The following is a 25154-nucleotide window of genomic DNA, read 5'->3' on the forward strand; positions in this document are numbered from 1 at the left end:
TTTACTCGGGTTATACAATTTTTGGGTAAACCAGCTATAGTAATATTCCATTTTCAGATAAAGGCGGACTGGCCTGTTCAGCGAAATCTTTTCTGCATTTCTTTTATAATTTTTCCGGCAGTAGCACGCGCGGTATTAAAACCATTTGTTCCGTTAGGGGGGGCCTTATACTCCTTTGACGTCCAGAGATCTTCACCAGCAAGGTTTTGCAGGGATGCTGATGCACGCACAGTTACGCCTCCCCACGACCAGGCTGTCATACCACGATGGGTTTGTATGTTTACATACAGGAGCAGATCCGCATCGTTTTTTTTATCTGTTACTACCCAGTAGTTCCAGTCTTTCAACTGCTTCACCAATTCATCATTAACATCGGCAGCATGTTCGCTTTTGTTGGCAGATGTCACAAATACCTTATGGTTTCTCGAAGCATCACTTTGGGCATACGCAATCCCGTTTAGCAGTAACAATAAAAGCAACAGGATATTTATTTTTATCATTCGCATGTTAGAGTATTTACTTTATAGTTGTAGGTTTTGTTTCATTCGCCTCACTAAAAATTATAGCTAAGTTGAGGCAAAACGCCCACGGAAACAATCGGTAAAAACCGTCATTTTTKACCAGGTAAAACCCTTAGAGCGAAATAGGGATTTCAGGTATTGACCGTCCTGGGGATAAACCCTATTTTTGTTAAGATAAAAGGATATGACAGCCCGGGTTGTATCTATTGAAAAGTTGTCCCCGTTTTGCTTTTGATATGAAAAAAATTGCTTTATGGATCGCCGCCCAGTTGTACGCCGTTTGCCTGATGGCACAAAGTACTGCCATAACAGACAGTTTAACGAAATTGCTGGCGACCGCCGGGACAGATACTACCAAAGCGATGCTGTTATACCAATTGGGTGATGAATGGTCTTCACAGGATACCGCCAAAGCCTTACCTTATCTGCAAAAAGGATTGCACCTTTCAGAGAAATATCCTTTCTACCAGGGTATAGGGTATTTTTACCTGGGCAGGATCCGCATGGACTATGACCGGCCCAAAGCACTGGAAGCATTTGACAGTGCGATCAGCTTTTTTGAACTTTACCCCACGCAGATATCCTGGCTCTATCAAAGCCGGTCCTGGAGCAACAAAGCAGTCATTGCACAATGGAATGGCGACAATAAGCAGTTTATTGAATGGATGTTAAACAAAACGATCCCACTGGCCGCGAAAGCGGGCGACAGTATTCGCATTGCGGAGGGATATACCAACGTTGCCCTTCCTTTCATGAACCTTGAAGACAATAATAAAACTATTTACTACCTGAATAAATCTATCAGCATATTCAGACGCGTTGCCCCTGCAGATCTGCGACAGGTCGATAATTATACCAACCTGGCCAGGATATATATGCGCATCAATGATTTGCCCGCCGCAAAAAATTGTCTCGACAGTGGCGCTCATTTACTTGCCGGACATGCGCAATCATTGTATGCTCCCTACTACTATACCACAGAAGGCATGTATTACATTAAGCGGAAGGATTGGGACAAGGCAGAGGTAAGTATTGATAAAGGGCTTGCTGTTGCGGAAACACTGAAAAGCCGGCATGACGTTCATATGCTGCTTTACCAGAAAGCAAGGTTGTATGATTACAGGCATGATCCGGCAGCGGTAAAAAAGATCCTCTTAAAGCTACTGAATGAAGGGTACGCCACATTAGATCAGGATAAAAAACAAATTTTCCATGACCTGGCCTATATAGAATCGGAGTTGGGTAATAAGAGCGCCGCCTACGACTGGATGACACGGTACAGCAACCTTGCAGACAGCATTTATGAGAAGGAGACCAGGCTGAAGATAACGGATCTGGAAACCCGTTATAATTATGTACAACAGGAGAAGGAACTGCTGCTGGCAACAGGTAAAGCAAAAAATCAACGTTTGATCATGTGGGCGAGCATTGTAGGTTTGCTGGGTGCTGTTATCTTCTTTTTGATCTTATACCGGCTACACAAGGCCAAGGCAAAGCAGGCGTTGCAATCCCTGCAGCAGCAGCAACAAATTGACGTGGCCCGTGCGCTGTTGGCCGGAGAAGAAAAAGAACGGATACGGCTCGCCCGGGATCTGCACGACGGCCTGGGAGGTATGCTGGCCGGCGTGAAGATCAATCTGACGCATGCCTTACAGGACAATACCTCTGCCGAAATAGACCGCGTGATCGGGCAACTGGACAATTCAGTCACTGAGCTGCGGCGTATTGCCCGCAATATGACGCCCAAAGCGCTTTTACATGCCGGTCTTGAAATGGCGCTGACAGAGCTTTGTGCATCTGCAACAAATGACCGGCTACACATCTATTACAAATTCATGAATCTACGCAGGGACATTTCCATGCCGGTTCAGTTGATCATTTACCGTATTGCACAGGAGCTGCTGGCCAATGTAGTCAAACACTCGGCTGCCACCGAAGCCTTCTTGCAATGCAGCCAGGATGAACATACTTTGTATCTTACAATAGAAGATAACGGCCGGGGATACCTGCAGAAAGATCAGTCTACGGGAAAAGGTCAGGGCCTTGAAAACATAAGAAGCCGCGTAGATTTTTTAAAGGGGAAGATGGATATCTCCGGAGGACCAGGGAAAGGGACCATTGTAAACATCGAACTGAATACAGATGAAAAAAGATAACCTGTCTATTATCATTATTGAAGATCATTCCATTATTCTCGAAGGCCTTGGTACTATCCTGAAAAATACGCCGGGAATAAGCCTTGATGGCGTATTTACCAATGCTGAGGATGGGCTGACATTTCTGAAGAGCAACATTGTTGACCTGATATTACTGGATATCAGTCTGCCCATAATGCAGGGGACGGAATTCTGCAGGATTGTAAAAAAAGTATACGGAGCCACAAAGGTCATCGCACTTTCCAATCACACAGAGAAAAACATTGTGGAGGGAATGTTGACGAATGGTGCAGACGGATATCTGCTCAAAAATATTGCTAAACAGGACCTGGTCACCGCTATTTTTCAGGTAATGAATGGTCAGTTTGTAATGCAATCCGAATTACAGAAAATACTGTTTGCAGCAACTGCTGAAGAAAGCAGTACACCACGTCTTACAACAAGAGAAAAGGAAATCCTGCAATTGGTCAGCCAGGGAGTAACCACCGGCAACATTGCCAGCCAGCTTTTTATAAGCCGGCAAACCGTTGAAACACATCGGAGAAACCTGATGCAAAAGTTTGAAGTCAATAATTCAGCCTCACTGGTACGAAAGGCAACAGAACTGGGAGTACTATAGCAAAGAGGCCATCACTTTTGTGATGGCCTCTTTTAATTTTTTATACGATTACCACAAACCGGTATAGTTGTGTGGAGTGATGGCTTTCAGTTCTTTTTTGAGGGCAGCGCTGATTTTCAGGCCATCCACAAATTTGTGCATGCTCTTCTGGGTGATCTGTTCACCGCCACGGGTCAGCTCTTTCAGGGCTTCGTATGGCTGTGGATAGTTTTCACGGCGTAAAACGGTCTGAATGGCTTCTGCTACTACGGCCCAGTTGTTTTCCAGATCGGCATGTAACTTGGCTTCGTTCAGGATCAGTTTACCTAATCCTTTCTGGATAGACTTAGTTGCCAGCAGGGTATGACCAAATGGTACACCCAGGTTACGTAATACTGTAGAATCGGTTAGATCGCGCTGCAGGCGGGATACGGGCAGTTTAGCACTCAGGTGTTCAAACAGTGCATTAGCCAGGCCCAGGTTACCTTCTGCATTTTCAAAGTCAATAGGATTTACTTTATGCGGCATCGCAGAAGATCCTACTTCATTCTTTTTAATCTTCTGTTTGAAGTAATCCATGGAGATGTACGTCCAGATATCGCGGCAGAAGTCCAGCAGGATGGTATTGATACGTTTCAGTGCATCAAACTGAGCGGAGATGTTATCGTAATGCTCAATCTGCGTGGTATATTTCATACGTTGCAGGCCCAGTGTGGTATTCACGAATTTTTCGCCGAATTTTTCCCAGTTGATTTTAGGGAAAGCTACGTGGTGGGCATTGAAGTTACCGGTAGCACCGCCAAATTTTGCAGCAAAAGGAATTTGTCCCAGCAGGTTTACCTGTCCTTCCAGGCGCTCTACGAACACCAGTATTTCTTTACCAAGAATGGTAGGAGAAGCGGGCTGTCCGTGGGTACGGGCCAGCATAGGCACTTTCATCCAGCCGAGACCGAGTTTTTTCAGCTCCAGGATCATATTGGCCAACGCGGGCATGTACACATGTTCTACTGCATCTTTCCAAAGGAGGGGGGTAGCGGTATTGTTGACGTCCTGTGAAGTAAGACCGAAATGCACCCATTCCAGTTTGTCTTCCAAACCGAGGTTTTTCATTTCATTCTTCAGAAAATATTCCACTGCCTTCACATCGTGGTTGGTAATTTTTTCTGTGTCTTTGATCAGTTGCGCGTTCTCGATGGTGAATTCCTGGTAAATTTTACGCAGGGCAGGGAACTTGGCTTTGGGCAGGGTAAACAGCTTTTGCTCAGAGAGCGCAATAAAATATTCCACCTCTACCATCACACGGTAACGGATCAACGCAAATTCAGAAAAATAATTGGCCAGCTCGTCCAGTTGCTTGCGATAGCGCCCGTCCAGCGGAGAAATGGCAGTTAATGGTTGTAGTTGCATAATGTATGTATTCCAGTATTACAATTAACATGTTTAGTGGGCTACAAGTTCTCTCTGAACCCTGATTTACAGGATGACAATTATTCATTTGGAACTTGTTAACCGGGATTTAGTTACTTTTGCAGCTTCAAAATTACTGAAATTGGAACGGAAAGTAAAAGTTGCGGCTGTAAGTTATTTGAATACGAAGCCTTTATTGTATGGATTCAGGAATCATCCGGTGATGGAGATGATGGAATTATCGATGGATTATCCGGCTAAAATAGCCCAGCAGCTGATAGATGGAGATGTAGACGTGGCATTGGTGCCAGTTGCAATTATCCCTAAATTAAAGGAGTATCATATTATAGCAGATTATTGTATTGGTGCCGAAGGACCTGTGGCATCTGTTTGTTTGTATAGCGATGTACCCTTAAATGAGATTAAACGCATTTACCTGGACTACCAGAGCCGGACTTCTGTTGCCTTGCTCAAGGTATTGGTACGTGAGTATTGGAAGCTGGACATGGAATTTGTTGACACCAGCGGCGATTACCAGGATAAAATCAAAGGAACAGACGCAGGACTGGTGATCGGCGACCGTGCTTTGGCACAACGCAAAGTATCGCCATATATATATGACCTTGCCGAAAATTGGGTACGATTTACCAGTTTGCCATTTGTATTTGCCGCCTGGATCAGCAATAAACCGCTGCCAGCCGAGTTTACAAAGGAATTTAACGAGGCCACCAGTATCGGCATTAAAAATATTCCTGCCGTGGTAGCCGAAAACCCTTACGACATCTACGATCTGACTACTTACTATATCCATAACATCAGCTATCCTTTCACCCCCGCCAAACGGCAGGGGATGCAGAAGTTCCTGGGATATTTGCAGGAAGAGCAGCAGGGATAATACAGAGTAGATAAGATATCAGGCTACTACTACACAGATATAAGCGGAAAACATCATTGATCGCTTTTATCTGTGGGGTAGTAGCTTTTTGCTTTAAGCTTTATCCTTTCTGCTTTTTTAAGTATCTTCATGTTTCGCACCATCATCTGCTTAATATTAATCTACGCTCATGAAAATCGGTATCCTGGGAAGCGGTCCGGTAGGGCTAACCCTTGGCAAAGGTCTTATTCAAACAGGGCATCATGTTACTATCGGCACCCGTAATCCTTCCAAAGAATCATTGCAGCAATGGATAAAGAAACAAGGTAAACAAGCGATGGTAGGAACTTTCAGGCAGGCGGCAGAATTCGGGGAACTACTCCTGATCTGCACCAGCTGGATAGGTACCAAAAAAGCCATTGAAGCAGCAGGCATCTGGAATTTCAAAACCAAAACAGTGGTAGATGTAACCAATCCACTTGATGGCAAAGGTCCCGATGAAAGCGGAAGACTCACTTTTACCATCGGCCATAATAATTCTGCAGGAGAACAAATACAGGCCTGGTTGCCGCCAGATGCTAATGTAGTAAAGGCGCTCAGCTGTATTGGTCATGAAAGAATGCTCCTCCCCGAATTCCAGGAAGGCTCACCTACCATGTTTATCGCCGGTAATAACGCCGATGCAAAAAGACAAGTCATTAACCTCCTGCACCAGATAGGATGGAATGATGTAGCGGATATGGGCAATATAGAAATGAGCCGGAGCATAGAACCACTCTCTATTTTATGGGCCGCCTACGGCTTTTTAAATGATAGCACCGCCCACGCATTTAAGTTGCTTAAGAAATAGCGAGTAAGCTTTTAGCAGTTAGCTTTTAGCTTTTAGCAAAATGCAGCGAAGACCGGCATATACTGCTTACGTCTTCKCTGCATTTTGCTAAAAGCTAAAAGCTAACTGCTAAAAGCTTACTTCGCTTCTCTTATTTTTATGAAGAAATTCTTGTCTACTTCAAAATTCTTATGATCACTCAGCGTAATATTGGAGCTATGCCATAATGTACCAGGATAGATCAGCTTATAACCATTATCGCTCAACTTCACTCTTACCGGCATATTAAAGTCCTTTACATCAGTCACCCAGCGGTATTGCAGTTGCTGCCCTGCGAAACGGTATTCCAGTGTTGGAATAGTAGTGTGGCGCAGGTATTGATCAAATATTTTATTCAGATTCATACCCACTGCCTGGCTCATATACTCTTCTACCTGTTGCGTGGTAACGGTTTGATGGTAGAACGTTTTGTTCATGCCTCTCAGCATCTGCCGGAAAGCTTCATCGTTTTCCATGATCTGACGGATATTATGGATCATGTTGGCGCCCTTATAATACATGTCACCGCTGCCTTCTGCATTCACGCCATAGGGCGCTATGATAGGCTCATCATTCTTGACATTTTTACGGATGCCCTGTACATATTCCTGCGCGGCTTTAGGTCCATACGCACATTCTGTAAATAAGGTTTCAGAGTAGTTGGTAAAGGATTCATGAATCCACATATCCGCCAGGTCTTTGCTGGTGATGCTGTTACCAAACCATTCATGACCGCTTTCATGTATAACCAGGAAATCCCATTTCAGCCCCCAGCCAGTGCCGGAAAGGTCAGTGCCTTTATAGCCCATCTGGAATTTGTTGCCATAGGCCACCGCGCTCTGATGCTCCATGCCCAGGAACGGGGTCTCTACCAGCTTGTAGCTGTCTTTATAAAAAGGATATTTCCCAAACCAGTATTCAAAGCATTTCAGCATAGGCTTTACTACTTTGAAATGTTCCCTGGCTTTTTCTTCGTTATAATCCAGTACCCAGTAGCCCAGATCCAGCTTGCCGCCTTCGCCGGAGTAGCTGTCTTTTATCTCTGTATAATTACCTATGTTCAGCGCTACATCATAGTTGTTAATCGGGTTGCTCACATACCATATGAAGGAGTGGGTGCCATCGGGGTTGTCGATGGTTTTCTTCAGGCGTCCGTTGGAAACGTCTGTCAGCTCCGCAGGTACGGTTACGTTAATGGTCATGTTTTCCGGTTCATCGCTTTGGGTATCTTTATTCGGCCACCATACGCTGGCGCCCAAGCCCTGTACTGCCGTGGCTATCCACGGGCGGCCCTTTTCATCTTTAGACCATACGATGCCGCCATCCCAGGGCGCATTCTTTGCGCGGTGTGGTTTACCGCTGTAAAAAATGGTGATCTGTTTCTTTTTATCTGTTACCTGTGGCGTTTTTATTTTTATAAACCAGGCATTACTGTCACGGGTAAACGACAGGGATTTTTTATCCTGTATTACACTGTCTATCACCATGGGGAACTGCAGATCTATCTGCATGAGGGTATCTGGTTTCAGCACCTTGTAGGTAATGGTGTTAAAGCCCTGGAAGGTGCTGTCATCGGTATTTACCTGTACATGCAGGTCGTAGTTGATCACATCCCACCAGGCGCGTGGAGGAGTAATGCTGCCTCTCAGCGTGTCCGCCCTGCTGAATTTTTGCTGTGCCGCTGCGGTAAGGGTTGCCATCAGGGCTATACAAAGCATTGGTATGCCGCGCATATTTATTCGTATATTTTAGACTGAAAGATATTAATTTACTGCCAAATGAAAAGTTGTTATTGTCAGGCGGTTATCATCAGATGGTGCTTTATAGGGTTCTGTAGCCTGTTGTCAGGGGCGTGCGGTAGCCCGGAGAAACAGCGTTTGTCCGTGTTCCGGTACAATAGTACCAACGCCATTGCTTCCCTTGATCCGGCTTTTGCCAAAAGCCAGGAGGTGATATGGGCGGTAAAACAGTTGTACAATACCCTCGTGGAACCAGACAGCAACCTGGTGATACGGCCTTCGCTGGCGAAGCAATGGCGCGTATCAGCGGATCACCGTACCTATACCTTTGACCTGAGAACAGACGTATACTTCCACGACAGCGATATTTTTCCCGGGGGCAAAGGCCGGCGCATGACTGCGCAGGACGTAGTGTACAGTCTGCATCGTATTATGGACCCGGTAACCGCTTCGCCGGGCGCCTGGATCTTTAACGGTAAACTCAGCGCCGACAGTGGCTTCCGGGCGCTCAATGACTCTACTTTTGAATTAACGTTATATCGTCCTTTTCACCCGGTGCTGGGCATCCTGAGCATGCAATACTGCTCTATAGTGCCACATGAAGCCATCGAAAAATATGGAAAGGACTTCCGCAATCATCCCTGTGGCACCGGGCCATTCCGCTTTTTCCTCTGGGACGAAGGTCAGGCGCTGGTGTTGCACCGCAATCCTGACTATTTCGAAAAAGACAGCACCGGGCATCGTTTGCCTTATATGGAAGCCGTGCAGGTAGGCTTCCTGGACAGCAAGGCCTCCGAGTTCCTGTTGTTCCGACAGGGGCAACTGGATTTCATGAATGATATTGACGCCTCTTTTAAAGATGAAGTGCTGACTAAGCAGGGCAAGCTCCGGAAGGAGTGGGAGGGAAAGATGGTATTGAACAAGCATCCTTATCTGAATACAGAATACCTGGGCTTCCTGACAGACCCCGAAAATGCGCTGGTGAAAACATCGCCTACGCGCTTAAAGAAAATACGACAGGCCATTAACTACGGTATCGACCGTACGAAAATGATGACCTATCTGCGTAACGGCATTGGCTCCGCTGCCATGGCGGGTTTTGTGCCAGCAGGACTTCCGTCTTTTGATAGCGCCAAAGTAAGAGGCTATCCTTATAATCCGGCTATGAGCAGACAGCTGCTACGGGAAGCCGGTTATCCTGATGGACAGGGGCTGCCGGTGATTAAGTTACTGTCTATTCCTATTTATGCGGACCTGGCCAACTATGTGGCCAACCAATTGCAGGAAACCGGCATTCGTATACAGGTGGAGGTGATACAGAAAGGCTTGCTGATGGAGCAAACGGCTAAATCACAGGCGTTGTTTTTCCGCGGTAGCTGGATCGCAGATTACCCGGATGCGGAAAGTTACCTGGCCATGTTTTACAGTAAGAATCCGGCCCCGCCTAATTATACCCGTTATCAGAACCCGGCATTTGATATATTATATGAAAAGTCGCTGGAAGAAAACAACGACAGCATCCGTTACACACAGTACCAGGCCATGGATAACATGATTATTTCGGACGCGGCCGTAGTGCCTTTGTTCTATGACGAAGTGGTGCGGCTGGTGCAGCCAAATGTATCGGGATTTCCCGGTAACGGCATGAACCTGTTGGAGTTACGTTGGGTAAAGAAAAAATAAAATTTAAAATTATTTTAACATTTTGGTGACCATAGGGCGGTCTTCTTTGGCATTTTTCCCGGCTATTTATCTTACCTTTGCCCCTTATTTGTCACTTTACATTTTATAGAAATGACGGCGATCCTGATATTCTTTTGTGTGCATTGGTTCTTTTCATTGTTCTTTCACACATTCTATTTACACAGGTATGCATCTCACCAGATGTATACTACCAGCAAGTTCTGGGAACGTTTCTTTTATTTCAGTACCTGGTTTTTCCAGGGTTCATCATACCTGATTCCAAGAGCTTATGGCGTTATGCACCGCATGCACCATGAATTCAGCGATACCGAGCACGATCCGCATTCTCCACACTTCTTTAAAGATGTTTGGGGTATGATGGTACAGACCCGCAAACTCTATAATGGTTTTGCTACCCGTACCAGCAGCGTTGATCCTAAATTCACTGCAGAGCCATTACCAGAATGGGATGCTATGGATAAATTCGGCGACAGCAACATTACCCGTTTCGCCTGGATGGCTATCTATGTAGCTTTTTACGTAGTATTTGTTCCGGCTGGCATGTGGTATCTTTATTTTCTGTTGCCTATCCATTTCCTGATGGGACCTGTACAAGGCGCTATCGTGAACTGGTGTGGTCATAAATATGGTTACCAGAATTTTGACAACAGTGATCACTCCAGAAATACTTCTCCATGGGGTATTATACTGATGGGAGAGCTGTTCCAGAACAACCACCACAAATTTAAGGACAGCCCTAACTTCGCTAAGAAGTGGTATGAGTTTGATCCAAGCTACCAGGTAATGAAGCTGCTGAACTTTGTAGGTATCATCAAGCTGAAACCAGCCATGATTACGCCTGCACAGCTGAAGAAAGCGAAAGCTGCATAATAGTACACCGTACAATCAATCTGTTACAATAATAGAAAGTGCCTTGCCGTAATGGTGAGGCATTTTTTATGAAGGTATGTACCGGACTTCCCGAAGAATCAGAACGATAAAACAAAGCTGTAAAATGTCCTACCTTTAGCGCACAGGCTATATGCTTTGTAGGTGCTGATACTAATTATAGGATGATCTATCATTACCCAAAACGCCAGGCACATGCATTTTTATCTGAAATACAAAGGAAACGAAATCAAAGGGAGTGGATTACCGATATGGCTGGAAACGAGATTTCCGATTGTTGATGAAACGCCAGGACTTGACAAAAAGCTATTGAGCGGTGATAGTGCATCGTTGCGATTAGTAGAGGGGCAGGATATTATTTTCAATGAAAGCAATATCAATTTCGATTTCTTTGATCAACACAAGGATATTAAAATAGTGTCTGATGATTTTCTTAAGATGCTGACCGGGCTGAAGATTGACTATTCATTTGCAAAGTTGAATGCCTTTGTTACTGGCAGCAAACAGAAGACTATAAGAATTACCCATAAATCATATTTTGTATGCGCCATTTGCACTGAGCTGGATGCCATTGATTTACATACTTCTGAATACAGACTGGAGAGAGCAGCAGATGGAGGTATTATTTATCAGGATGAGGAAAGAAAGGATCCCCAATTAAAATATATATACAAGTATCTTGTCGATGCTCAAAAAACAGATGGATATGATTTATTCCGGCCAAATCAATTGCCAGCGAGACTACTCGCATCAGAACATTTTTTGATGAAAGCCAGGCAGGAGCATCTTTTGGGATTACATTTGCCGCCAACCGTAGATATTGATCTGATGGACTTTCCCGGATACCGGATCTCCCAGAGAGTGGAGGACAAAATTCAGGAAGGTTAAAAAAAGTCCCGGTTATCATTCGATAACCGGGACATATACTTTATTCATCTACCTGTTTCGGGCAGATGGTGATCAGCTTATTTTAAAGTAGCCAGTAACTTTTTGTTCAGCGTTACATAGTCATCGTTCTTAGCGGTGGTAGCCAGTTCGATTGATTTCTGTGCAGCTTCTTTTGCTACTTTCACGTTCTTCGCTTTTGCGTTGATACGTGCTTTCTGGTACCATACCCAAAATGCGTCAGGGCTTTGTGTAGCAGCTTCGTTGATCCACTCTACTGCTTTGGTGAGGTCTTTACCACTTTCATAGTAATATACTGCTGCCTGGTAGTAAGGCTTTTTGTCGGCAGACTGCATCGCATCGTTGATCTGTGCAGTGATTTTATCATCGATATCAGCACCAATAACTACTGGTACTTTTGTTTTATCCCAGCTGAGGGTCAGTACTACGGAGTTGGAACGTACGTTTTCAAGGCCGATAGTAAAGCTTTCCTGGCTGAAAGGAGCTGCTACAGGTTTTACCTGTACGCGGGCGATATCATTTTCTTGTTTGTAAGCAGACGGGCTGGTTACATCCAGGCTGCTGGTCAGGATCACGGTCCAGGACTGAGCACCGGGGATGGTGAGCAAGCCGTATTTACCTGCTTTCACAGGTACGCCGCCAAATTTTACATCTTCTCCGAAAGTAATGGTCGTAGCACTGTTAGCGCCGGTTCTCCATACTTTGCCGTAAGGCACCAGGTCGCCCATGATCACCCTGCCGTTTTTCAGCGGACGGGAGTAGCTCAGCTCTATGTTGGATAAAGCAAAGTCCTGTTTGATCGTTTGAGTAGGGCTTGGCGCAGGCATTTTAATTCCCTGTGCAAGGGTAGTGCCGGCATACAGCAATAGCATAGCGCCAGCTGTAGCAGCAAAGGTTCTGATAGTTCTCATGATTAGGTGGGTATTTAAAATCTATTCTATTAATCCGTTTCGGAATGCGTACAGTACCAGTCCAACGCTGTTTTTAACGTTGATTTTTTCTAATAATTTTTGACGGATGCCTTCTACAGTACGGGGACTCAGAAAAATCTGTTCAGAAATCTCCTGGGTGGTGAGTTCATTACAGATCAACTTCAGTACTTCCTGTTCCCGGTCGTTCAGTTGTATTTCGTTTTTGAGTGTAGGCTTAAACTGTTGCTTGTTTTTATGTAATACCTTTTTAAGCAGCGCCAGGTTTACATTTTCATTGAAATAAAATCCTTTTTCGTAAGTAGTACAGATGGCTTCATAGATTTCTTCCGGTTCTGCATTTTTGAGTAAATAGGCGTTAGCGCCGTTTTCCACGAGATGGACAATAAAGTTGTCATCTTCATACATGGTGAGTATGATGATCTTTACGTCAGGATATTTTTCTTTTACTTTGACGGTGGCTTCAATGCCATCCATGTTAGGCATTTTGAGATCCATGAGGATCACATCCGGTTGTTGTGATTCCATCATCTGTAAAAGATGCAGCCCGTCGTCGGCTTCAAATATGAAGCGGATATTTTCGTATGGAATCAGAGTGTTTATCACCCCACTGCGAAAGATCTTATGATCATCCGCAATGGCCACTTTTATGTGTGCCATAAATGGACAGTTAGAAGATTTGCTATTATTTTATTGAGAATAAATTACTATAAGTCATGCCGTTACAAACACAACCGGACGGCAATTTAGTAATAAAACAACATAAGTATCAACTATTCTGTGTGGGCGCCTGATAATTCTCTACACTAATCGAAGCAATAGTTCCTTGTGGTGTTCTGGAAGTGAAGGTAATATTTCCACCGATAATATTAAGACGGCTTTCAATATTTTTAAGCCCCAGGCTGCCGGTTTTCTTACGGGAATCGGCCAGGGACGGGAGTAATGCTCCGTTACCATTGTCTTCCACGTTAATGGTTAACAGGGAAGGAGTAGTTTGGTAAGTGATCAGTACTTCGGTCGCCTCGGCATGTTTCAGGATATTATTCAGCAGTTCCTGCACCACGCGGTATACGTTTAATGCTTTTTCCCTGTCTACCGTTTGCCCGTTGCCGGCGGTTTTGAACGTTATATTTACCTGTTTATTTTTGTTCATCAGGTTACAGAACGAGTCCAATGCATGCGCCAGGCCAAGGTTTTCCAGTGCCTGGGGGTGGAGGCTCTGGGAAATGAACCGCAGTTGCTGGATAATGATGTCCGCAAAGTCTTTGGTTTCTTTCAGGCGTTCTGTTTCGCCATTACCTGTTTTCAGCAGGGGTTGAAGCCCGCCGAGATTAAGTTTTAGTACAGAGAGTTGGGCACCCACCTCATCATGAAGGTCTTCTGCAATACGTTTACGTTCCTGCTCCTGGCCCTGGAGTACGGCGACGAGTCGTTCACGTTGGAGTTGGAGGTCTTTATCACGAATGACAAGCTTATGTTGGATTACCTGTTTCTGTTGCAACATCACTAATATGATCACAATTACTCCAAGCATTAACATTACTGTAGTGCCAATTACAATAATATCAACTGTCTGCATATCTCAGTTTTTTATTCTTTGAGAGACCAATATAAAGAAGAATCATGGATATTATGCCAACAATATAATTGATAGTAAATATTGTTATCGTCATTCCCATTCTGGCAACTCCTGAAGTTTGCAATGCCTGTAGATGATTATAACTGATACAGAAGAGAAATTCGGTACAGGAGAAAATGAATATTGCGGCACTATACCAGAAGACGGGTAGCGAATCAATATAAATGGCTTTTTCAATCAGCTCCTTATCCTTAATCATCTGGAGGAAGTAGTAAACACCATAAACAAGTAAAACCAGGTTCTTTACTCCTGATGAAATAGAGTTGAAAGCCCGCACCCCTTCAATAAAGAATAAATCAAAAACAAATATTGCCAGGATTAAAAGCGGCATATATCGAACAATGGTGCGTACGGTGGGGTTTTTAATGGAGATGTAATAAAATACGGATAGGATAACAAATTGGATAAAGTACATTAAGTTGAAAAACCACATGTTATTGCCATAAAACTTCTGAAGAATATAAGATCCTCCGGCAAAAACGGTACAACTCAATATGTAATAAAACATGCACTTTGATGCCTTATCAAGTAATTTATATTGCAGGATGAAGGGGATCAGAACCAAAAATTCGACCCCCATCATGCAATAGTAGATAATCCAGAAGAATGTTATATTCACTTGATTGCTTTATAATTACGGCCTTTTCCCGGAACAATATTCAGGGCATGGAACGCCAGAATCTAATATTTTCGCCTGCAAAGTTTTGGCAACAGCGATAGTCTTATCTGTTTCAGTAATAGGTGTTGGCAGAATATCATCACCTTCTTCGTTTACTGCTACGAGAATCATTTTCTTTTCTTTTATTCCATCTCCATCAGTATCTATTTTTATTCCGTAATATATCCTTAAGGCTACTGCGCCCGGTTGATCCAACAATTCCAATACTTTGTCTTTGCCATAGCACATAGCCTTAACATGAGTACCAAAGGATTTTTGGTTTACATGATCATCATCATGATTTTTGGTGAGTTCGTTCATTTCATCAAGCGAAATGAAACCGCCAGCATCCGATGGAATAGGCCTCTTGTAAGAATCGCTCATTGTGGGTAAGTTTTAGTTTGGGGGTAAAATTATTATAAATTATCACATATACAAGCAGGCGTTAAGATGTAAATTAAAAAACGTAGATATATTATCATCGGCGCTGATTCAGTGTGCTATTGTGTTTTGTCTATTTTAGCTAATGGATAAAGGTGAATTGATTACGTAGACTTATCCGTAGAATGCGTAGAAGTACGCATTCTTTTATTTTATCAAAAAACATCAAATGGTTTTTTGGTTAATGGAGTTCACCATTATTTAACGCCATTAATAATAAGCATATGCAGGCGTTTGTGTACCTGGCTGCAAACAACAAGATTGATAATATTATATTATGGCGTGTTTTAAAATACGACTGAAGGTGGTGTTAAGGTAATTTCCCGGAACAATATTCAGGGCATGGAACACCAGAATCTAATATTTTCGCCTCCAGAGTTTTGGCAACAGCGACAGTCTTATCTGTTTCAGTAATAGGTGTTGGCAGAATATCATCACCTGCTTCGTTTACTGCTACAAGAATCATTTTCCTTTCTTTTCTTCCATCTCCATCTGTATCTACTTTTATTCCGTAGTATATCCTTAAGGCTACTGCGCCCGGTTGATCCAACAATTCCAATACTTTGTCTTTGCCATAGCACATAGCCTTAACATGAGTACCAAAGGATTTTTGGTTTACATGATCATCATCATGATTTTTGGTGAGTTCGTTCATTTCGTCAAGCGAAATGAAACCGCCTGCATCCGATGGGATAGGCCTCTTGTAAGAATCGCTCATTGTGGGTAAGTTTTAGTTTGGAGTAAAATTATTATAAATTATCACATATACAAGCAGGCATTAAGATGTAAACTAAAAAACGTAGATATATTATCATCGGCGCTGATTCAGCGTGCTATTGCGTTTTGTTGATTTTAGCTACTGGTTGAAGGTGAAGTAATTACGTAAGCCTAACCGCAGAATGCGTAATTCTACGCATTCTTTTATATTATCAATGATGACGGTAGTATGGAATTTGAAAATTTATTTTTTTTGGGAGATAACAAACGCCGCTTCTATAACCCGATGTAATTCTGTAAAACAGGAGAGGACTTTCATTCGCTCTTTTACAGAATGGTAAGGGCTATCAGGATTAGTCAGCGCTTCGGTTTGTACTGAAGAAAGAATATAGCTGGTTTCACCCGGACCGAATAGCTCGAAGAAGTTTTTCAAAACAGCTTCCGGATGGAGGAGTTCTTCATCTGTCAGGCGTAAAGGGTTTTGCGTGAAAGCGTATATTGCGTGCGTGGGGTTGCATATGGATGATGTTTGAATAAAGATATCAATTTGGTTGTAATTTCACTAAAATTGGTTTTAATAGTACTAATATAAATTATAATAATATCTATATTGTAGTTATTCAATTCATAAATAATTCTTATTTTGCTATAAATAATTCTGGAAGCATACATTATATGGCTAAGAAGATATATAATAGGATTAAGATAGTTATTGTAGAAAAAAGACGGACAAATAACTGGCTGGCGGAGAGGCTAGAGGTAACTGTAGGAACGGTTTCCAAGTGGTGTACAAACAGCGTGCAGCCGGGAATAGAATCTCTGTTTGCTATTGCGGAGGCATTGGATGTAGATGTACGGGAATTGCTGATTAGTACGAAGAAAAACGGGTAGAGGGAATTACCCCCTCGGATGGTACTCTGATTACTTCTCCGGTACTTCTCCGGTACTTAGGGCTCGTCTATCTATTACATTCCCACTATACTTCTACTACTGTTCCACCGCACTCTTACTACTGTTAGATTACTCTTTTACTACACTCTTACTACTCTTTCACTACTCTTTCACCGCACTATGTGTCTCGTCCTGACCTGGCTATACAGGTTGTCTCGTCCTGAAGTAGCTATCCGATAAAATTTATTCCATTCTGAGGCTCCTGACAGGATTGGCCACCGCTGCGCGAATCGCCTGAAAGCTTACCGTGACCAGCGCAATCAGCAAGGCAGCCAGACCCGATGCGGGGATGATCCACCAACTGAAATTTACCCGGTAAACAAAGTCCTGCAACCATTTATTCATGATCCACCAGGCCAAAGGGGTGGCGATGAAGAAGGCGATGACCACCAGCTTTATAAAATCTGCCGAAAGCAAACCAACGATCCCTTGTACACTTGCGCCCAGTACTTTGCGGATTCCCATCTCTTTTGTTCTTTGTTCCGCAACAAATGTTGCCAAGCCGAACATACCCAGGCAGGAGATCAATATCGCTAAAACCGAAAAGATAGTGGCAATCTTTCCAACCTGTTGCTCGGATTGATACATCTCGTTAAAAGAATCATCGAGGAACCGGAAGCTGAAAGGTGCACCAGGTGCCAGCGCTGCCCATTTGTTCCTGACCTGTGTGATCAGCGGGGCGATGACGGAGGTATTCACTTTAAAAGAGGCAAGCCCTGTGCTTCTCTGCAAGGTGAACATAAGAGGACCCACCTCGTGGTGCAGGGTTTCAAAATTAAAATCCTTCACCACGCCAACGATCGGATAAGCGGTTGGCTTTCCGGCGTCATTGAAGGTATATACATTCTTTCCTATCGGATCGGCATAGCCTAAAATCCTGGCAGCGGCTTCGTTGATGATCACCGAGGAGGAATCCGTTCTGAAACCGGGAGAAAAATTCCTTCCCTTTAGCACTTTGATACCTATTGTAGAAAAGTACCCATCGTCAATCGCCCAGGTGGCTATATTGAAACTGTTGGATGCAGTTTGGACAGGGTCTTTGAAGATGTTATATACATTACGGGCCGATTTGGATACCGGTAGAAAGGCACTCAGTGTTCCGGCTTTTACACCAGACAATTGCGTCACTTCCTTCTTAAATGCATCCGCGTTACTGCCCAGCGCATCAGCACCATCCACAATCAACACCTGCTCCTTGTTAAACCCAAGGTCGCGTGTCTGAATGTAATGCAGTTGCCTGAATACAACGATTGTCCCTATGATCAGCACAATTGAAATGGTAAACTGGACGATGACCAGTGCACTCCGAAGCCCTCCACTTTTTGTTCCTGCTTTAAGCCGGCCTTTCAATACTTCGATAGGCTTAAAACCGGAGAGGAAGAAAGCCGGATAGCTTCCCGCCAACAGTCCTACTGCAAAAGGCAATGCGATCATGAGTGGCAGGATCACCGGAGAAAAAAGACTTGCCAGGGTCATTGTTTTGCCGGACAGTGAATTGAAAAATGGCAACGCCAGAAAGGTGATACCGATGCCGATTAATAAGGACAGGAATACCATCAGGATAGATTCAATGAGGAACTGCATCACCAGTTCTCTGCGATCGGTCCCCAATACTTTACGGACGCCTACTTCCCGTGCCCTGCCGATAGATCGGGCCGTTGTCAGGTTCATGAAGTTGACACAGGCAATGAGCAGGATGAACAGGGCCACGGCAGAAAAAATGGCAACATATTGCACACTGCCGGGCGGGCTGAGTTCTTCTCCACCCTGCCTGTCGGAATACAGATGTATTTGTGTTACAGGAATGAGCGAAAAGCTAAACCGGTTCCCCGATTTTTCCAGGTCTGCCATGCTGTAGATCTGGAAATCCTTCATGATGGGGATTAGATGTTTATTAATATAGTCGGGAAACTTTTTTTCAAAAGCCTTATAGTTGGTGCCAGGCCTGAGAACGAGGTAGGTGTGGAAATTGGCGTTGCCCAGTTGTCCCCATTTGTAATCCAGGCTTTTCATAGAGAACAGCAGGTCAAAATGGAAATGGGTATTGCCGGGAATATCGGCTATCACGGCGCTCACTTTATAAGGTATGTCCTTGCCGCCTTCCTGCACTTCGAGCATTTTGCCGATGGCGCTGCCGGCCGATCCGAAATAGCGGGCCGCAGTGGATGCCGTTATCACCACGGTATGGGGAACATTCAATGCAGTCAGGGTATTGCCTTCCAGGGCCGGGAATGCAAAGACATTGAAGAAGGTGGAATCAACATAAGCGGTACGTGTTTCTGTGATATACTCATTGTCTTTCCTGATCAGTTTTACGTCACCGCTGTGCGAATAAATTCTCGTGTATTCCTCCACCTGTGGATAATCCTCTTTAAGGATGGGGCCCATCATATCCGAAGTTTCGGCGACGTGAAGCTCCTGACCGCCCCAACGGGCATCCCCGTTAATACGATAGATATTTTCTGTTTTATTGTAGTAACGGTCGAAGCTCAGTTCGTCCAGCACATACAGTGCAATCAGCAGAAAGCAGCCAAGTCCTACTGCCAGACCGGTGATGTTGATAAAGGAGAAGGTCCTGTTTCTCAGCAGATTTCTCCAGGCGATTTTCAGGTAGTTTCTAAGCATGCTTTCAATTGGCTTTTTGCAGGTAACTACATTGCCCAAAAACATGCCTTTTCATATCCATCTGATAATCAGATGAGCAAAGCTGCTTTGTTGTCCGTATCCGAACACGAACAGTCCGGATATGGGCGATTGCATTCCCCATTTTCCTTCATAACATTTTGCCAATCAATCTCGCCACGTAACTCTCATGCTGATATGCGTACTTATACGTATTCATTTTTTTCAGTTGTTAAACGCTTGACTCCTCTTCTAAACTTCCTAATCTTTGTATTGTCAACTGGCTTAGTAATCTATTGTCCTCAGAAAAGTTTAATAGTAATTGGCCTTTCTACCTTGTTTGTCTTTGATTTAGTATATGCAGAAACAATTCATCAGGTGATGCTCGTTAACCCCTTTTTTTTTTCGTTAAAAAAATAAAATTATGAGTTACCTATTAATCGGAAACATCTCTGCACTTATTTGTAATGATTGTATTGAGCCGCTGGCAAATGCACGCATTCGTATTTATCTGCCGGATATAAGGAACCGGACAGAGAATCAGGCATCAGGCATTTTTAATGACATGAAGCCTTTGTCTGCCAAAGAAGTGCTGATGAAGGCCGACAGGTTACTGGCTCACACTACGCTGGATGAAAAAGGAAACTTTAGTCTTAGCTGGGACGAAGTACATCTTTTTACCGAACCACTGGAACTGGACCTTTGCCTGGATCAGTTACCCGGTAAAAATGGTAGCCAGCAGTCGCGCAACTTTCATCTGAGCAGTATTGTGTTGCACTGGAAACGAAATAGCAATGGTTATGTAGGTGCCTATGCTTACGTAATACCTGCCACCATCTGGCATAACATTTATGCTAATGCAGGGGCATGGGTAATTACAGGAGTGGTAAAGCCCCATCTGGGAGCGGCAGGACAGCCTCATTTGAAAGTAGAAGCATATAATGCGCAAACCGGTCAGGTAATCGGACAGACGAAAACAGATGAGGTGGGCCGGTATTTCCTTCATTTCTCCCGGCAACATGTGCGGTCAGGGCTGATGAAGTCGATTATACCGGACCGGAAAAACCTGGGACCAGATGTATATTTTAAGATTTATAAAAATGAACAACTGCTGTGGGCAGAAGATGAAAGGATGTCTCAATCCAGAGACCGCCGGGATATAGCCCCCTGTAGCAACCTGAATATAATTTATAAGCGTTCGAGAGTCAAAAGGGCGTCCCGTCAAATCGGTAGCTGGTTAAGTGATATGATCACGCTAACGGGCCCACGAAAAAAGAAGAGTGATACCGATCGTTTGCTAACCCACTACAGCTTATTGTAAAAGAAAAGAAAGTTCGAAGTCTTCCATCTGTTAGTCAACTCCGTCATCAATACGACGTTCCCCGAATGTTGACCCATCTTAATGGCAAAAGAGCAGCTACCTTTCCCCGGGTAGCTGTTTCTTTTTATAGCCCTTAGAACCTCGGATGAAAACGCAGGAGTGTATCTCTTAAATACTCCCGGTCCAGGTGCGTGTAAATTTCTGTTGTGGTAATGCTTTCATGTCCCAGCATTTCCTGTACGGCACGCAGGTCGGCGCCGCCTTCCACCAGGTGGGTAGCAAAAGAGTGCCGGAAGGTATGTGGCGACACGTTTTTATGAATGCCCGCTTTCTTCGTCAGTTCCTTAATCACCAGGAAAATCATGACCCGGCTCAGGGCGCCGCCCCGGCGGTTCAGAAAGAGGGTGTCTTCTTCTCCATATTTAACGGGCAACTGTATACGAACATTTCTCCTGTAAATATCTATCTGGCGCACGGCGTCTTTGCCAATGGGCACCATCCTTTCTTTATTGCCTTTACCTATTACGCGGATAAATCCTACGTCCATATGCAGCTGGGTAATCTGTAAGTTGATGACTTCACTCACACGCAGTCCGCAGCTGTACATTGTTTCCAGGATCGCTTTGTTGCGATGTCCTTCGGCCGTGTCCAGGGATATCTGGGCAATGATTTGTTCTATCTCTTCAAAGGTGAGTACGTCTGGTAGTTTACGTAACACTTTGGGTGCTTCCAGTAGTTGGGTAGGATCTTCCTTGGCCATGTCTTCCAGCAACAGGAATTTATAAAATGCTTTCAATCCCGAAATCGTTCTGGCCTGAGAGGTAGCGGTCATTCCCAGTTTGGCAATCCATTGTACGCAACCTTGCAGGTCTTCCAGGGTCACATCCTGGGGGCGGAGTTTATCTTTTCCGACAGACATCAGGTATTGCTCCAGCTTTTCTACATCACGCACATATGCTTCTACGGAGTGGTCGGACATGGACCGCTCTAATCTTAAATACCCTTTAAACAGTTTCCGGAATGATTGCCACATAGAAGGGCAAGTTAAAACGTTTTAGGGGAAACAACGTGAACGGCTACCCGAAATGGTAATATTATACCAGTTTTTTTGGGTCAAAAAGAGGAGAGGGGCGTTTGTTTAAAGTCTGGCTTTCGTTGGGTAATTATAAATATCTGATAATGAATTTTTTAAGGAGATAAAAATTATGATGATTTTGCATGAAAAAAGCCTGTTTTAGAGGCATATTTAAGCATCACATTTTCATTAAAAATCATGTGTTTACGCCGATTTGGCAGGCAGTGATGTTTGTTGAGTAGATTGCTTTAGGTGATTGGTTGTAAATAATTAAAAATGAATAAATTAGATAGAATAAAAATAAAAAGGGCTGGCGTTTTGAAGTGCCAGCCCTTTTTGCAATGAATGTGCGTTGTAGTACTAGAATTTTTCCAGACCGCTGAAGAAGAAGTTGCCTTCAATTGCAGCGTTCTCATCAGAGTCGGAACCGTGAACTGCGTTACGGCCGATAGACTCTGCGTATTTTTTACGGATGGTACCTTCTTCTGCATTAGCAGGATTGGTAGCACCAATCAGTTTACGAAAATCTTCTACGGCGTTGTCTTTCTCCAGGATAGCCGCTACGATATGGCCGCTGCTCATGAATTCTACCAGTTCACCGTAAAAAGGTCTTTCCGCATGTACTGCATAAAACTCACCTGCTTTAGCAGTAGATAACTGCGTCATTTTCATGGCTACGATGCGGAAACCTGCAGCGTTGATCATGTTTAAAATGCCGCCAATGTGCCCGTTTGCTACTGCATCAGGCTTGATCATAGTAAATGTTCTGTTGCTCATATAATGTTTAATTCCGAATTACAGATTAGGCCGCAAAAGTAATTACATTTTCTTTAGTGGTAAAAAATTTTGAAATTCTGGCTCAAATAAAGATCTTCGCACTTCGTTTTCTGTTTCAACCACTTGTTGTGATTGGAAATCAACTCTTAACATTACAGTTTTTTAATGAAGCCGATCGAGGAAATTAAGCCTTTGCTGGAAAGCCCTAAGAAAGTGGTCATCACGATGCATCAGAAGCCAGATGCGGATGCCATGGGATCTTCCTTAGCAATGTACCACTACTTAGTGCAGAAAGGACACCAGGTAACTGTAATATCACCCACTAACTTTCCGGATTTCCTGAAATGGATGCCAGGAGCTGATTTGGTTATTGACTACGAATCTTCCATGGACCGGGCTATCGAGGCACTGAAAGGCATAGAACTCCTGTTTTGCCTGGATTTCAACGCTTTGTACCGCACCAAAAATCTGGCGCCTCACCTGGAAAAACTGGATTGTATCAAAATCCTTATAGACCATCACCTGGAGCCTCAGCCCAATTTCGAATACGGCATTAGTGATACCAAAGCCAGCTCAACTGCCCAATTAGTTTATGAAACTATATATAAATTGGGAGATGAGCAGTATATTAACCTCGAAATTGCACAGTGCATCTATGCCGGTACTGTTACTGATACAGGTTCTTTCCGCTTTGCATCTACTTCTGCTGCCGTGCACCGCATGGTGGCCGATCTGATGGACAGAGGCCTGCGCCACGAGGTAATACATCAGGCGATCTACGACAATTTCCTGGAAAACCGCCTGCGCTTCCTCGGACATAGTCTGCTGAACCGCATGGAAGTATTCTATGAATACAACACCGCCATGCTGGCCATTCCTTATTCCGACCTGAAAAGGTTTGACCTGCAAACAGGGGATACGGAAGGCCTGGTAAATTTCCTGTTATCCATACAGGGCATTAAAATGGCTGCACTGATCATTGACAGAAACTCAGAAGTTAAATTGTCTTTCCGCTCCAAAGGAGATTTCGATGTGAATACTTTCGCCCGCAAATACTTCGATGGTGGTGGACACTTTAACGCTTCCGGCGGCCGCAGCGTAGATCCTTTAGAAAAAACCGTTGACCGTTTCATTAAAGCTGTCGAGGAAAACGAGGATCTGCTGCAATAAATTAAATAAAGTATTTCAACCTACTAATACAAACAAATGAAAAAAAACAATCAGTTATTAGTTGCAACTGCAGCTTTAGGCTTTCTGATAGCCAGTTGCGGAACGGGTGTTAAAAAAACACCGAGCGGTATTGAGTATATCGTTCACAAATCTGGCAGCGGAGCACAACTGAAATTGGGTGATACTGCCCTTCTGAATGTAACCCAACGCATCAATGATTCCCTGTTGGGCGAGTCCCGTAAAATGGTTGGAGCTGCCGTTCCGGTAGTGTTACAGAAGCCTTCAAACAAGTTTGACCTGATGGAAGGTATTGCGCTCCTGCACGCAGGCGATAGCGCTACTTTTATCATTCCCTGGGATTCATTACCAGCTCAGGAGCGTCCTCCGTTTGGTAAAAAAGGTGACAAGCTGAAAATCACTTTCGCTGTAGAAGGTATATACTCTGCTGCTGCCCAGAGAGAAAAAGACGAGAAACTCATCACTGAGTACCTCGACAAAAACAAAATCAAAGCTACTAAAAACGCTGCAGGCGTATACGTAGCCGTTAACCAGGAAGGTACCGGCGCTACACCTAACCCAGGTGATACCGTTTATGTACACTACACTGGTAAACTGACCACCGGTAAAGTATTTGATTCCAGCCAGGATTCAACTATGCGCCCAGGTATGCCTTTAGAACCAATTAAATTCCCTATCGGTCGTGGTTTCGTGATCAGAGGTTGGGATGCTGGTTTAAGCGGCCTGAAAAAAGGTTCCAAAGCAACACTGGTGATTCCTTCTGGCTTAGCTTACGGCTTACAGGGCAGTCCTCCAGTAATTCCTGGTAACTCTATCCTGGTATTTGACGTACAACTGGTAGACATTAAAGCAGGTGGTCCTGAAGCAGCAGCTCCAGCAATGCCGACGCCAGCTCCAGCACCAGGGAAATAGTGAAACAGCTGTTAGCTATTAGCTGTTAGCTGTTAGTAAATGCAGCGGAGATATTTAAGTATAAAAAGAAAGGAGATCTGGTATTGCACCTGGTCTCCTTTCTCTTTTATGAGGTTGTTAATCTTCCCTGTCGATCGCCGTAGCTATTAGCTATTAGCTGTTAGTAAATGCAGCGGAGATATTTAAGTATAAAAGGAGATCAGGTATTGTACCTGATCTCCTTTCTCTTTTATGAGGTTGTTAATTTCGCTGTCGATCGCCGT

The 25154-nt window shown here is 44.0% G+C and carries 22 protein-coding genes; 11 read left to right on the top strand and 11 right to left on the bottom strand.

All coding sequences use genetic code 11. The annotated features are described in order from the left end of the window. Positions 1-77: 77 nt before the first annotated feature. Complete coding sequence (locus AC1DCV_RS18430) at positions 78-506, bottom strand: hypothetical protein (RefSeq protein ID WP_477024531.1); 429 nt, start codon at positions 504-506, stop codon at positions 78-80. A 251-nt stretch (positions 507-757) separates the two neighbouring features. Here AC1DCV_RS18430 and AC1DCV_RS18435 point away from each other — a divergent pair, with 251 nt between their 5' ends. Next, positions 758-2677: a tetratricopeptide repeat-containing sensor histidine kinase gene (locus AC1DCV_RS18435; protein WP_477024532.1), complete on the top strand. Its 1920-nt coding sequence runs from the start codon at positions 758-760 to the stop codon at positions 2675-2677. Next, positions 2664-3296, top strand: coding sequence for a response regulator (locus AC1DCV_RS18440; RefSeq protein WP_477024533.1), 633 nt, complete (start codon positions 2664-2666; stop codon positions 3294-3296). The genes AC1DCV_RS18435 and AC1DCV_RS18440 overlap by 14 nt, the downstream gene beginning before the upstream one ends. 48 nt (positions 3297-3344) lie before the next feature. Here the strand turns inward: AC1DCV_RS18440 and purB are convergent, their stop codons facing one another. Beyond that, on the bottom strand, positions 3345-4682 hold the full coding sequence (gene purB, locus AC1DCV_RS18445) for an adenylosuccinate lyase (RefSeq protein WP_477024534.1): 1338 nt from the start codon (positions 4680-4682) through the stop codon (positions 3345-3347). Between the two features lie 142 nt (positions 4683-4824). Between purB and AC1DCV_RS18450 the strand changes: the two genes are divergently transcribed. Together AC1DCV_RS18450 and AC1DCV_RS18455 are read left to right on the top strand one after the other, a co-directional pair. After that, on the top strand, positions 4825-5577 hold the full coding sequence (locus AC1DCV_RS18450; protein ID WP_477024535.1) for a menaquinone biosynthetic enzyme MqnA/MqnD family protein: 753 nt from the start codon (positions 4825-4827) through the stop codon (positions 5575-5577). A gap of 169 nt (positions 5578-5746) precedes the next feature. Next, positions 5747-6406, top strand: coding sequence for an NADPH-dependent F420 reductase (locus AC1DCV_RS18455; protein ID WP_477024536.1), 660 nt, complete (start codon positions 5747-5749; stop codon positions 6404-6406). 116 nt (positions 6407-6522) lie between these two features. Here the strand turns inward: AC1DCV_RS18455 and AC1DCV_RS18460 are convergent, their stop codons facing one another. Next, positions 6523-8157, bottom strand: a complete 1635-nt coding sequence (locus AC1DCV_RS18460) for a M1 family metallopeptidase (RefSeq protein WP_477024537.1) — start codon at positions 8155-8157, stop codon at positions 6523-6525. A 45-nt stretch (positions 8158-8202) separates the two neighbouring features. Between AC1DCV_RS18460 and AC1DCV_RS18465 the strand changes: the two genes are divergently transcribed. The 3 genes from AC1DCV_RS18465 (at position 8203) to AC1DCV_RS18475 (ending at position 11643) form a co-directional block, all read left to right on the top strand. Next, positions 8203-9846 carry an ABC transporter substrate-binding protein gene (locus tag AC1DCV_RS18465; RefSeq protein WP_477024538.1) on the top strand — a complete coding sequence of 548 codons (1644 nt, stop codon included), beginning with the start codon at positions 8203-8205 and terminating at the stop codon, positions 9844-9846. 111 nt (positions 9847-9957) lie between these two features. Continuing rightward, positions 9958-10737, top strand: coding sequence for an acyl-CoA desaturase (locus AC1DCV_RS18470; RefSeq protein ID WP_477024539.1), 780 nt, complete (start codon positions 9958-9960; stop codon positions 10735-10737). Positions 10738-10950: 213 nt separating this feature from the next. Beyond that, positions 10951-11643: an Imm43 family immunity protein gene (locus tag AC1DCV_RS18475; RefSeq protein WP_477024540.1), complete on the top strand. Its 693-nt coding sequence runs from the start codon at positions 10951-10953 to the stop codon at positions 11641-11643. Between the two features lie 77 nt (positions 11644-11720). Here AC1DCV_RS18475 and AC1DCV_RS18480 read toward each other — a convergent pair whose 3' ends face one another. The 5 genes from AC1DCV_RS18480 to AC1DCV_RS18500 all read right to left on the bottom strand — a co-directional run bounded on the left by AC1DCV_RS18480 (position 11721) and on the right by AC1DCV_RS18500 (position 16046). Then, positions 11721-12572, bottom strand: a complete 852-nt coding sequence (locus tag AC1DCV_RS18480; RefSeq protein ID WP_477024541.1) for a DUF2911 domain-containing protein — start codon at positions 12570-12572, stop codon at positions 11721-11723. 21 nt (positions 12573-12593) lie between these two features. Continuing rightward, on the bottom strand, positions 12594-13250 hold the full coding sequence (locus AC1DCV_RS18485) for a response regulator (RefSeq protein ID WP_477024542.1): 657 nt from the start codon (positions 13248-13250) through the stop codon (positions 12594-12596). 109 nt (positions 13251-13359) lie between these two features. After that, on the bottom strand, positions 13360-14169 hold the full coding sequence (locus AC1DCV_RS18490; protein ID WP_477024543.1) for a sensor histidine kinase: 810 nt from the start codon (positions 14167-14169) through the stop codon (positions 13360-13362). A gap of 694 nt (positions 14170-14863) precedes the next feature. Further along, positions 14864-15271, bottom strand: a complete 408-nt coding sequence (locus AC1DCV_RS18495; protein WP_441575123.1) for a hypothetical protein — start codon at positions 15269-15271, stop codon at positions 14864-14866. Positions 15272-15638: 367 nt separating this feature from the next. Then, the gene (locus tag AC1DCV_RS18500) at positions 15639-16046 is read right to left on the bottom strand and encodes a hypothetical protein (protein ID WP_477024544.1); all 408 of its coding nucleotides are present in this window, start codon (positions 16044-16046) and stop codon (positions 15639-15641) included. A gap of 674 nt (positions 16047-16720) precedes the next feature. On the opposite strand from AC1DCV_RS18500, the gene AC1DCV_RS18505 reads away from it, so the two are divergent. Further along, positions 16721-16936, top strand: a complete 216-nt coding sequence (locus AC1DCV_RS18505; RefSeq protein WP_477024545.1) for a helix-turn-helix transcriptional regulator — start codon at positions 16721-16723, stop codon at positions 16934-16936. Positions 16937-17179: 243 nt separating this feature from the next. On the opposite strand, the gene AC1DCV_RS18510 is transcribed toward AC1DCV_RS18505, so the two are convergent. Then, positions 17180-19621: an ABC transporter permease gene (locus AC1DCV_RS18510; RefSeq protein ID WP_477024546.1), complete on the bottom strand. Its 2442-nt coding sequence runs from the start codon at positions 19619-19621 to the stop codon at positions 17180-17182. A 421-nt stretch (positions 19622-20042) separates the two neighbouring features. Between AC1DCV_RS18510 and AC1DCV_RS18515 the strand changes: the two genes are divergently transcribed. Next, positions 20043-20939 carry a hypothetical protein gene (locus tag AC1DCV_RS18515; protein ID WP_477024547.1) on the top strand — a complete coding sequence of 299 codons (897 nt, stop codon included), beginning with the start codon at positions 20043-20045 and terminating at the stop codon, positions 20937-20939. A gap of 133 nt (positions 20940-21072) precedes the next feature. Here AC1DCV_RS18515 and xerD read toward each other — a convergent pair whose 3' ends face one another. Further along, positions 21073-21972: a site-specific tyrosine recombinase XerD gene (xerD, locus tag AC1DCV_RS18520; RefSeq protein WP_477024548.1), complete on the bottom strand. Its 900-nt coding sequence runs from the start codon at positions 21970-21972 to the stop codon at positions 21073-21075. Positions 21973-22374: 402 nt separating this feature from the next. Continuing rightward, entirely contained in the window at positions 22375-22791 is a 417-nt protein-coding gene (locus tag AC1DCV_RS18525) for a nucleoside-diphosphate kinase (RefSeq protein ID WP_079471943.1), read from the bottom strand. Positions 22792-22956: 165 nt separating this feature from the next. On the opposite strand from AC1DCV_RS18525, the gene AC1DCV_RS18530 reads away from it, so the two are divergent. Together AC1DCV_RS18530 and AC1DCV_RS18535 are read left to right on the top strand one after the other, a co-directional pair. Next, positions 22957-23961, top strand: a complete 1005-nt coding sequence (locus AC1DCV_RS18530) for a DHH family phosphoesterase (RefSeq protein WP_477024549.1) — start codon at positions 22957-22959, stop codon at positions 23959-23961. 36 nt (positions 23962-23997) lie between these two features. Further along, entirely contained in the window at positions 23998-24891 is an 894-nt protein-coding gene (locus AC1DCV_RS18535; RefSeq protein WP_477024550.1) for an FKBP-type peptidyl-prolyl cis-trans isomerase, read from the top strand. Positions 24892-25154 lie beyond the last annotated feature (263 nt).

Source organism: Chitinophaga sp. 10T418, from assembly GCF_056394125.1.